Origin of the sequence: Actibacterium sp. (assembly GCF_041584535.1) — a bacterium.
Classification (GTDB): domain Bacteria; phylum Pseudomonadota; class Alphaproteobacteria; order Rhodobacterales; family Rhodobacteraceae; genus Actibacterium_D.
The window spans coordinates 1-9922 of sequence record NZ_JBFHDW010000076.1; the positions used below are offsets into that span (position 1 = coordinate 1).

Genomic DNA, 9922 nt, shown 5'->3' on the forward strand with positions numbered 1-9922 from the left:
CCGCGCAGGCCACTGTTCGTGTAAAATGGAAACTTCATCGCCACCTCGGCCGCAGGTCAAAGCGCAGCCGCCCCCAGCGCCTCAGACGTCCGAGCCCATCAAGGGGAAACCACAGGTGAACAGGCGGGTTAGCGAGGACGGCTTCAGATAAATCCTTTGCTCTGCAACCAATCCGTGATGGCTTGCGCGGCCAAAAGTTGACCGTTGGGCCGATCCGGGTCCACCGGACGGCCGTGGTGGTTGCCGTGGATTTTGTGCCGCTCTTTGTCCGCGGTTCCGATCGCGGCAAAGATACGGTCGGCTTCTTGCGGGAAAACGCTGTTGTCACCGGTGTATTCGATCATCAGAACCGGTTGCGAGATCGAGGGCGCGCAGCGCTCCATTCCGGCATTCGAATGAAAGGCCGACCAGTTCGACAGCCAGCTTTCAGGGGTGCAAACCCTTGCAAATCCCACGCTTCCATAGTTCGAGGCAATCTGGTTCGCCCCCCACAAGGTTCCATAGGCGCGCTCGGACGGATCAAGCGACAGATCGAAACAACGCGGATCTGCATCCGTGCGCCAGACCTGAAAAATCGGACTCCACGCCGCCAAATATGTGGCGGTTTGATCCCCGGCTTTTACGCGCTTTCGCGCCTCGGCCTTTCGCGCAAGGCTTTCCAGCGCAAAGGCGTCGATGCGGCGGATACGGTCGGCCTGCGCCGCGCGATAACGCGTCAGAAATTCAGCCTCGTATCGTGCGCTGTCAGGTGCCGGGACATAGCCGTTCGCGGGCTCGAACGCGGACAAACCTGCATCGGTCCGCAGCGGGTCGTTTTCATCGACCACCGACGGATCAATGCAGTTTCGCAGCAACTCGCCCTGCCCCAGATGCGCCGAAACGAAAACAACCCCGTCAGGCGGCGGCATGTCGGCGCTTGTCAGGCCGGTTGGGCGACCGCCAGGTGATGCGGCGATCCGATCCTGAGGCGCCAAACCCGACTGTTCACAATAGAAAGCAGCCAAAGGACCACCCCCGGACGTGCCCTGCAACACGGTGTGGCGAAAGCCACGGGCGCGCAGGAACACCTGCCCCGCAGCCATGTCCAATAGCGCCTTTTCATGTTCAAGCCGGATGTCGTTGCCGGGGGACCGCGCCCCTTGAATCCAGACCGCAACACCGGCTTTCAAAAGATCCGGGACAAGGTATTGGGTCACGTTCATCTCACGCGGATGCATCATGCACACCACGGTGTCCTCGCCGCCGCACGAGAACAAATAGCCCGTCACCAGCGCCTTGTCAGACGTCATCAAGGCATGTGCTGACATCTTTACATCAGCCGGCAAACGGTCGGGGTCCCACTTGGTCCCTCGCAATCCGGCAGTTGTGGTGGCGACGCGCCGAGGGCTTGGAATATCGTTCATTTCAATACCTTCTACAGTCTGGCCGCACGGGGGTCGGTTCCGACCGCGCGGCGGTCCGACCGCGCCCTACAGCCAGCACGCGGCGCCCCGAAGGGGTGCGGCAACAGGCCCGCCGTGGTCATTTCGTCACCGCAGACTGTTCGGCCGCCTGACGCGCGATATAGCGATAGTGAAATTCGGGGGCATAGGTCTTGAGCCGCTCGTCATCGACACGCCCGGTCCGCTTGAGAAACGCATGGGCAAAGTCGGCGAGATCGGTGTGCATATGCTGCCGGACATCCTCATACCATTCAAAGCTTTTGACCGTCGCCACAGTGAACAGATCGCGCGTGGGCTTGCGCCGTTCGACATAGCTTGCCTTGAGGGCTTCGATATCTGACCCGTGTTCCACAATCGCTTCGAACAAGGCCAGCGCATCATCCATCGCCAGCCGTGTCCCCGACCCGATCGAGAAATGCGCGACCCGCAAAGCATCGCCGATCAGCACCGCCTTGCCGTGGTGCCAATTCTCGACGGTAATCGCATCGAATTGCCGCCAGACCGATTTGTTTTCCTGAAGCTTCTCGCCTTCCAGTTCGATATCGAAGATCTGCTCGATCCGCGCCTTGCGCTCGTCGTCGCTCATTCGGTCAAAGCCGCATTCGGTCCATGTCCGCGCATCGCATTCAGCGACGAAGGTGCTTTTGTCAGCGGTGTAGGCATAGTAGTGGCCGATATAGCAGCCGCCGTCAGCGTTCCGGAACGACAGCGCATTGGGCATCAGCGCCTTGTTGACGCCATACCACGCAAAGCGGTTCCCCAGCAGCCGGTGCCGGGGGCGGAAAGAGTTTTCCCAAAGCCCGCGCACAGCCGAATTCGCGCCATCGGCGCCGACGACAAGGTCATATTCCGCAAGGTCAGCTTCAGAGTCGATGCGTTTGCCATACTGAACTTCAAGACCGACATCGCGGCACAGTTCGCCAAGCACTTCGAGCAACTGCAGTCGCTCGATTGCACCGCCCGAATTTGCGTATCGCAGCAAAAGCCGCTCGTCTTGCAGACTGATCCCCTGAACGGTGTTGAACACCATGCGTTCGGACAGGCGTTGAATGACTTCGGCGTCGATGTTCGCCAGACGCTGACGCGCATCCCCTGCAAGGGTCACCCCGAAACCATAGGTGGCTTTCTCGGGGTTCTGTTCGAAAATGTCGATCTCGATAGAGGGATCGTTTCTTCGGATCAGTCGCCCAAGGAACAATCCGGCGGGACCACCGCCAACAATTGCAATTTTCATGCCACAACTCCTTCCAGTTCGAGCGTCGCTGAAAATGGGTTCTCGGCCGCCCCGATCACAGGCACCTCAAGCCCCAGCTTTCGCAACATTGCCCGCGCCGTGCATTCCGCGGTTGAGGTGACCGGCAACCCAAGCTTTGCCCGCGCCGCGTCCAACGCGTCGATTGACGGCATCTGGACACAGGCCGAAAGCACCACGGCATCCGCGCCCTCGGTCTTGAGGCGATCCAATGCGGTCAACAGGCGCTGACCGGGAATGCGGCCGACTTCCTTGTTGTCCGTGACTGAAAAATTAATCCAATCAATGACTTCGATGCCCTCGGCCTCGACATAGTCCACCACGATCTGCGACAGGGCATCCGCATAGGGCATCAGCAGTGACACTTTGGTCAGCCCGGCCTGTTTCAGCTCGGCACACAGCGCCCCGGCCGAGGTCACGACCGGATAGACCGTGCCCTCGGCGGCAGCGATCTTTTCAAGTGTTTCTTCCGAGACCCGGTGATAGCCCTTTCCCATGGCCATGATCGCAACAAGACAGGCATAGCCCGCCACGTCGATCGGGCTGTCCGCCAATTCGGCGGCGCAGCGGTGGCTGTCGCAATCCATCGCGGCCAGTTCCTCGACCACCACATGTTTCATGCGCATCCGCGAGGAATGAAAAGTGAAGTCAATTCCCCCCTTGGCAGCGGCATAACGGTTCAGAAAGGCCGGGACTTCGGTTTCCATCGTCGTGTTCGAGCTGGGCACAATTTGCCCGATGCGATACGTTCTAACTGTCATTTTCGTTCCTCGTTTATCCCCGAAGGCCCAGATGCTCAGAGCGGCTTGTTGGTCCCGATGATGCGGACGTCGTCGCGGTCCCAATGGGCGATCTCACCGTCCATGCCACCGGTGAACATGCCGTACCAAAGCGCCGGTTTCAGCTTCAGGTCCCGTCGGTTGAACTCCAGCGCGCCGCTGGTTTCGATCAGCCAATAGCCCTTGCGTGCCGGATGAACGTGATAGTCGGCGCGCGCGGCGGCCACCTCGACGATCGAGCGGAATTCGGGAACATCTACGACGTAAAGCCGGGGCATCATTTTTCCTCCAGGTAAGTGTCGACAAGCTTGGCTTTGCGCCGCCAGATCGCGTCGATATCGGGAATGGGCGTGCCGCTTGCGATCGCCTCGTCTTCAAGTTCGACGCCCGCGCGCATGGTCATCTCGGCGTCGATGGCATCCAGCTGTTCGACATCCCGCAGCCGCAGCGTAATCTCGAGCGGATACCCGTTCGGATCGCGGAAATAGATGGATTCAAGCCCCTCGTGGCGCGTGTAGGGGGATACTTTCAGGCCACGCCCCTCAAGGGTTTCTTTCCACAGCTCAAGTTCTTCACGGCTCTGCACCCCCCAAGCGGTGTGCGTCGCGGAATAGAAATGGCTGTCCTGAGGCATATAGCGGTCGGGCCGCTCGGTGCCGATGTAATAGAAAAACGCAATGGTCGCGCCGTTGCCCGCATCAAAGAAGAAATGCAGAAAGTCAGGGTGCCCCGGATGACCCCAGCCGCGCGCCGAGATGGTGTGAATCAACGGCAGGCCAAGCACATCCCGATAGAAGGTCAATGTTTCGCGCAGTTTCCACGTCGGGCGGGCGCTGTGATCGACGCCGTGCAGCTTGAGTTGAACGCCATCATCAGCGGCAAGTTTCAGACTGGAAACATCCACGTCGCGCGTTCGATACTCGCGTTTTGTCGTGAAGGCATCACCTTTGCGGGAATCTTGATGTAGGGTGTCAGTGGTCATTGGGGACTCCTTAGTCTGGGCTGGCGCAGCAGTTTCAGCCGTTTGATTTTGCAAGGGGACGCGCGCGGGCGAGATCAGCCGCCATCTCGCGCAACAGCGGTTTTGACATCTTGCCCGACGAGGTAAGCGGAAAGCCCGCGACGACCTCGATGTGCTCGGGCCATTTGTATTTGGCCACGCCAAGACCTTCGAGATAGGCGCCGACCTCGGGCACATTCGGCGCGACGGCGCCAACAGCGGGAATAACAAAGGCGCAGCTACGCTCGCCATAGTCAGGGTCGGGCATCGGCACGATTGCGACGGCACTGATTGCGGGATGGGTAACCAGATAGCGTTCGATTTCCTGACAGTTGATCTTTTCACCGCCACGGCTGACCACATCCTTCACACGGCCTTCAAACCGCAGGAAACGGGTGCCGTTGATGGTGTGAATGCTCAAAAGGTCGCCGGACCTGACGAAACCGTCCTCGGTCAGCACCTCGGCGGTCCGCTCGGGCGCGTCGAAATATCCCCGGATGGAAGACGGCCCGCGAAATACGAACTCGCCAATCCGGCCATCGGGCAGGGTTTCCCCCGTATTTGGGTCAATAACCCGGAATTCGTCATGCGGGCTGATAGGGCGCCCGACCATGTTGGCCCAAACGTCTTCGGGATCGCCCTCGTGAACGTAAGAGATGATGCCTTCGGTCATCCCGTAAAGCGGGACCGCAAGTGCACCTGTAATGTCACGAATGCGGCGTGCATTGCCTGGCGCGGAAATGCGGGCACCCGCGAAATGCCGACGATCAAGCAGGCCTTCCTTTTCCATCTTGACCAACAGCGGCAACGGGATCGCCAGCCAATTCGGGCGGTGCTGTTCAAGGGTGGCTGAAATCGCCTCGGAGGTCATCTCGCGACAGCACACCACACAGCCGCCAGACCACAGCACCGACCCCCAATAGCAGACGATCGGCGCGTTATGCATCATCGGCGCGTGCGAGAACGCAACGGTCGTTTGGTCGAGGCCCTGAAACCGGGCCACCTGGCGGCATTGGTAAAGATATTCGTTGTGAAAGCGCGGGATGATTTTCGGTGTGCCGCTTGTGCCGCCTGACAGTTGGAACATAGCAACTTGCCGAGCATCACGAGGAATAGCCGCCAAAGTTTCGCGCGCATCCTCTGGGGTAATGCCGTCAGCAAGATCTTCCAGAGTGACCGCGCCTTCCGCCCCGTCGTTCTGGCCTGTCGCCACAACCGTCAGTTCCATCGACGAGACGCAAGAGCGAACCTCTTGGGCGAAGGGGCGAAAATCGAAACGCTGGCCGTCGCCATGAATAACGTGCGCCCGCGCGCCCGAAAGCTTGGCCAGATAGCCGATTTCGGCCATGCGGTGCGCCGCAAGTGTGCAAACCGGGATCAGGCCGGCCTTGAGCGATGCCAACAGAACCACCACAAGCTCGGGCACATTGACCAGCTGAAAGATCACCCGATCAAGCGGACGCAACCCGCTTCGCAGCAGACCCGCCGCGATAAGGTCGGTCCGGGCATCAAGCTGAGCAAACGTGTAACTGTCGGTCAGATCCGCCAAGGCGAGGCGATCGGGAAAGCGAGCCGCGATCGCACGAAAGGCCTCGTCCATCGTTTCGTCACTGAATATCCGCAAAGCTTGATAGCGATCTGTATCCTCGGTCGACGGATAGACGACCCCCGGAATGGGGTTTTGCAGCGGCATTACGGTCCTCCCAATTGGCGTGGGGCGTGGTTCTGGTCTCTGAAACGAACTTATCATCGTCCGAGTCAGAAAATCAACACTTTCGTAGATTTTTTAATAAGATTGAAGAACTCTTCACAATCCTCAGAATTCAAACACCGGATTTTGTTACAAACCGGCCTTTGCGGCGGCGTCAAAGGTCAGCCTTTGGTGCGAATCGATTGCGTCATTTCAGGGTGACGGTCCGCGGTTCCGAGCGGGAAATCGGGGCGACCCAGCGATTGAGCCTTCGGCGTAGCCGGCGGCCTTTGACCCCGATCATCAGCCCTGTTGCACGGCTCACGCACGATCAGGCGAACCGGTGGTCCGCCGCGAGAACGGAAGTCACAGAGCGCCTGAAAAGCAGGTCGTCCCCCATCCGTTCAGCGGGAAAATTGAAGCCGTTCAATAAACACAAATGTTGCGCCGGAAACCGGCGCAACAAGGTCTTGTCGAAAAGAGGGTGTTTAGTTGAGAATGGCGCTTTTGGCGATCACACGTTCACGAACCAGAGCCTCGAAATACTCTTGATCGCCTTCGTGCCCAGCCATCAGCGCATTCCATTCCTCGATCAGAGCGATGATGTCATTGACCCTTTTCTCGGGGTCGGCGGCCCCACGTTCCGCCGCCAGAGAAATCAAGGTCACACGTTCGCTGTCGCGGAATTTTTGCATTTCCTCGGCATAGCGCGCGCCACCATCGGTAATCACGGCGCCATTCGCACGGATGCCTTCAATCGCTTCTTCGGCAGACGAGCCATAGGCATAGCTTGAGGTCCGATACATGTGATCAGGAACGACGCTCAAGAAGGCCTGTTTTTCATCGGCCGACAGGTCTTTCCATGTGCTGAGGTTCATCCAGAACGTCGTGCCGCCCATTACGGCGCCCTTGCCGGTATCCAGCAGAGAATGCGTGGCGTCCCCGATGCTGTAGGATTTCAGCCAGGGCAACAGGCCGAATGCGCAATCCACCACACCGCGCTCCATGCTTTGCAGAATTTCCGGCGACGCGATATTGACCGGGACCATTCCCAGTTGGCTTGCGAACCGGCCCATGGCGCCCACGGCCCGCACGCGACGGCCCTTCAGGTCATCGACCCCGTCAATAACCGGATTACACATCAGGCCATAGCGGGCAGCGCCTTCGGTCGCCAAAGGAAACGAGTTCACCTTTTCGAATTCGCCCTGACATTCCTCGCAGGTCACCAGGAAATATTCGGACACCGCGCCCGAGGCGGCCAGTTCGCCGTCGCTGAAAATCATGGCCTGCCCGATCAGGCTGGAAAGCGGCAGCTCGGACGGGAAACTGATCCACGTCACATGGGCAATATCCACTGCGCCGTCTTGCACGCCATTCAGCGAGGTCCGCGACGAAACGACTTCGCCGCCGGGGAAGTATTTGAATTTCACCGATCCGTTCGTCGCGTCCGTGATCTTGGCAAGCGTTTCTTCGATCGTATCGGAAATCAGCGACCCGGCGGGCAGAACCCCACCGAAGCGCATGTCTTTCGCCAGAACCGGAGCGCCGGCCACACAAACCGCCATCGCAAGAGCGAGGCCTCTAACACTTTGTATTTTCATTATAGTTCTCCTAGTTGCAGGTTGGATTTTAGTGACTGCGGTTCGCGCATAGACGCTTACGCATTTACATCAGGGACGGGAGAAACAGGGATATCTGCGGGAACGCGATCAACAGGACCATGATCACGGCCTCGGCGCCGAGGAACCAGAACACGCCCTTGAAGATCGTGACCAGGCTGAAATCCTCGCCGACAAGCGACTTCACGGCGAAGACGTTCATTCCGACAGGCGGCGTCATCAGGCCTATTTCGATGTATTTCACCGCGATGACGCCGAACCAAATCAGATTCATCTCATAGCTTTGCAGCAGCGGCATCAGGATCGGGATGCTCACCAGAAGGATCCCGAGCGGGTCAAGAAACATGCCAAGGATCAGATACAAAACCGAAGCCATGATAATGAACAAAAGTGGGCTGACCGAATACTGGTTCACGATTTCGGCCAAGGCGACCGGCACTCCGCTGAAGGTCATGAACTTGGTCAGCAAAATCGCGCCCAGGGCGATAAAGAAGATTCCGGCGGTCGATACGGCGGCATCCTTGAGGCTTTTCATCAACAGATCCACCGTCAGACGACGCTGGTAGGCCGCCAGCAAAAGCACGGCGACGACACCGATAGAGCCGGCCTCGGTCGGGGTCGTGAAGCCAAGGTAAATTCCGCCCATGACCAGCGTGATCAGAACCAGAAGCGGCCAAATCCCCAAAAGCGCCGAGATTTTTTCCTGCATCGTCGGACGCTCGTCCAAACGGGGCGCAAGATCCTTGTTCCAGGAACACCGAAGAATGATCATCAAAGCGTAGATGAAGGCGGTCAAAAGGCCCGGAAGAATGCCAGCGATGAACAGCTTGGAAATCGACTGTTCGGCAAAGATTCCATACATGACCATCATGATGCTTGGCGGAATGAGCGCGCCCAGCGTGCCCGAACAACAGCAAACCGCACAAGCAAGCCCCGGATCGTATTTGTATTTGGTCATTTCCGGGATGGCCAACCGGCCCATCGCCACCGTCGTCGCAAGGCTTGACCCGGACGCAGCGCCAAAGCCGGCGCAGGCAAAGTTCGTGGCAACAGCCAACCCGCCCGGCAAAAAGCCCAACCACAGCCGTGCGGCATGGAACAGGTTGGCCGTTAACCCGGTGTAAAAGGCGATCGTCCCCATCAGCAGAAAGGTCGGGACGGCTGTAAAGGTCCAGTTCGCGGCAAAGTCAAAGGGCACGCGGCCAACCAGACTTAGCGACGAATTGAAGCCAATAATCTGGGTCAGCCCAAGGAAGGACACAAACCCGAGCGAAATCGATATTGGCAGCCTGAAGAGGATAAGGAGCAGGATCGTCAACAGCCCCGACATCCCTATTACGACGTCACTCATGGTTTTTTCCCTGTTTTTTCATTCTTGCTGAGATCAGGCGCCCGAAGTCGCCTTGGGGCGATTCACGACCTGCAACACGTCACGGACAATTTGAAGAAGCGCTTGCAGGAACATCGCGCCGAACCCGATCGCAATGATCCAACGGCTGGGCCACGTGTAGAGATTGGTGAAGACAAGCTCGACATGTTCACCGTTGCCGGTGGCGGTCCAGGCGCCCAAAGCCGTCTGCTGAAACAGCAGATAGACGAAGATCACCGTGCACAGATAGCCAACCGATACGGTCAAACCGACGAATTTCTTCGACATGATTGATTCAAGCACGTCGGCAACCAGATGCTCGTCTTTTTCCTGAACGAACGCCAACGGAAGCGCGAAAATGGCGATCATATAGTAGTAGGAGGCGATCTCGATCGTCCCGAGGATCGGCGTGCCCAAGACCTCGCGAAAGATGACATCGACCGTGACATGCAAGGGCAGCAGCAACATCGCCAACATGCCTATCGAAAGGCAAAAAAAGTTGATGCCAGACATAAGTTTTTGGATCATTCGATTTACTCCAGCCCAGTTTCCCGACCGTGATTTCAGTGTTTCGATCAGCGCCAAACCTGTTCGGTATTGAGGTCAGGTATCGGTTGCGTGTTCAAACCCCTGCGCCCCGGCGATCGGAAGACCCATCATTGCAACGCGGAAATAATCTGGCGCGCGCGCACCTGCGACGCCGTGGCAGCGCGCAACCTTTTCGACAGAGCCGCAAGTGTTTTGTCCAGGTCGCTGCTTTCGGCGGCGTCC

9 protein-coding genes are annotated in these 9922 nt (G+C 58.3%); all 9 read right to left on the reverse strand.

Annotated elements, in window-relative coordinates:
* Positions 1-143: 143 nt before the first annotated feature.
* Entirely contained in the window at positions 144-1289 is a 1146-nt protein-coding gene (locus tag ABYW26_RS05595) for a hypothetical protein (RefSeq protein WP_372603802.1), read from the reverse strand.
* 232 nt (positions 1290-1521) lie between these two features.
* Entirely contained in the window at positions 1522-2676 is a 1155-nt protein-coding gene (locus tag ABYW26_RS05600; protein ID WP_372603803.1) for an FAD-dependent monooxygenase, read from the reverse strand.
* Positions 2673-3455, reverse strand: a complete 783-nt coding sequence (locus ABYW26_RS05605) for an Asp/Glu racemase (protein ID WP_372603804.1) — start codon at positions 3453-3455, stop codon at positions 2673-2675. The genes ABYW26_RS05600 and ABYW26_RS05605 overlap by 4 nt, the downstream gene beginning before the upstream one ends.
* Before the next feature lie 35 nt (positions 3456-3490).
* Positions 3491-3751 (reverse strand): hypothetical protein, encoded by a 261-nt coding sequence (locus ABYW26_RS05610; RefSeq protein WP_372603805.1) that lies wholly within the window; start codon positions 3749-3751, stop codon positions 3491-3493.
* On the reverse strand, positions 3751-4455 hold the full coding sequence (locus tag ABYW26_RS05615) for a VOC family protein (RefSeq protein ID WP_372603806.1): 705 nt from the start codon (positions 4453-4455) through the stop codon (positions 3751-3753). Before ABYW26_RS05615 ends, ABYW26_RS05610 begins: the two co-directional genes overlap by 1 nt.
* A 34-nt stretch (positions 4456-4489) precedes the next feature.
* Entirely contained in the window at positions 4490-6166 is a 1677-nt protein-coding gene (locus ABYW26_RS05620; protein ID WP_372603807.1) for an AMP-binding protein, read from the reverse strand.
* A 485-nt stretch (positions 6167-6651) separates the two neighbouring features.
* The gene (gene dctP, locus ABYW26_RS05625) at positions 6652-7716 is read right to left on the reverse strand and encodes a TRAP transporter substrate-binding protein DctP (protein WP_372603808.1); all 1065 of its coding nucleotides are present in this window, start codon (positions 7714-7716) and stop codon (positions 6652-6654) included.
* Between the two features lie 112 nt (positions 7717-7828).
* Positions 7829-9133, reverse strand: coding sequence for a TRAP transporter large permease (locus ABYW26_RS05630; RefSeq protein WP_372603809.1), 1305 nt, complete (start codon positions 9131-9133; stop codon positions 7829-7831).
* Between the two features lie 33 nt (positions 9134-9166).
* Positions 9167-9736, reverse strand: a complete 570-nt coding sequence (locus ABYW26_RS05635) for a TRAP transporter small permease (RefSeq protein ID WP_372603810.1) — start codon at positions 9734-9736, stop codon at positions 9167-9169.
* Positions 9737-9922 lie beyond the last annotated feature (186 nt).

Coding starts and splice junctions, on each gene's coding strand:
- ABYW26_RS05615 (WP_372603806.1), bottom strand. CDS start 4,455: ATGACCACTGACACCCTACATCAAGATTCCCGCAAAGGTGATGCCTTC.
- ABYW26_RS05610 (WP_372603805.1), bottom strand. CDS start 3,751: ATGCCCCGGCTTTACGTCGTAGATGTTCCCGAATTCCGCTCGATCGTC.
- ABYW26_RS05605 (WP_372603804.1), bottom strand. CDS start 3,455: ATGACAGTTAGAACGTATCGCATCGGGCAAATTGTGCCCAGCTCGAAC.
- ABYW26_RS05630 (WP_372603809.1), bottom strand. CDS start 9,133: ATGAGTGACGTCGTAATAGGGATGTCGGGGCTGTTGACGATCCTGCTC.
- ABYW26_RS05595 (WP_372603802.1), bottom strand. CDS start 1,289: ATGACGTCTGACAAGGCGCTGGTGACGGGCTATTTGTTCTCGTGCGGC.
- ABYW26_RS05620 (WP_372603807.1), bottom strand. CDS start 6,166: ATGCCGCTGCAAAACCCCATTCCGGGGGTCGTCTATCCGTCGACCGAG.
- ABYW26_RS05600 (WP_372603803.1), bottom strand. CDS start 2,676: ATGAAAATTGCAATTGTTGGCGGTGGTCCCGCCGGATTGTTCCTTGGG.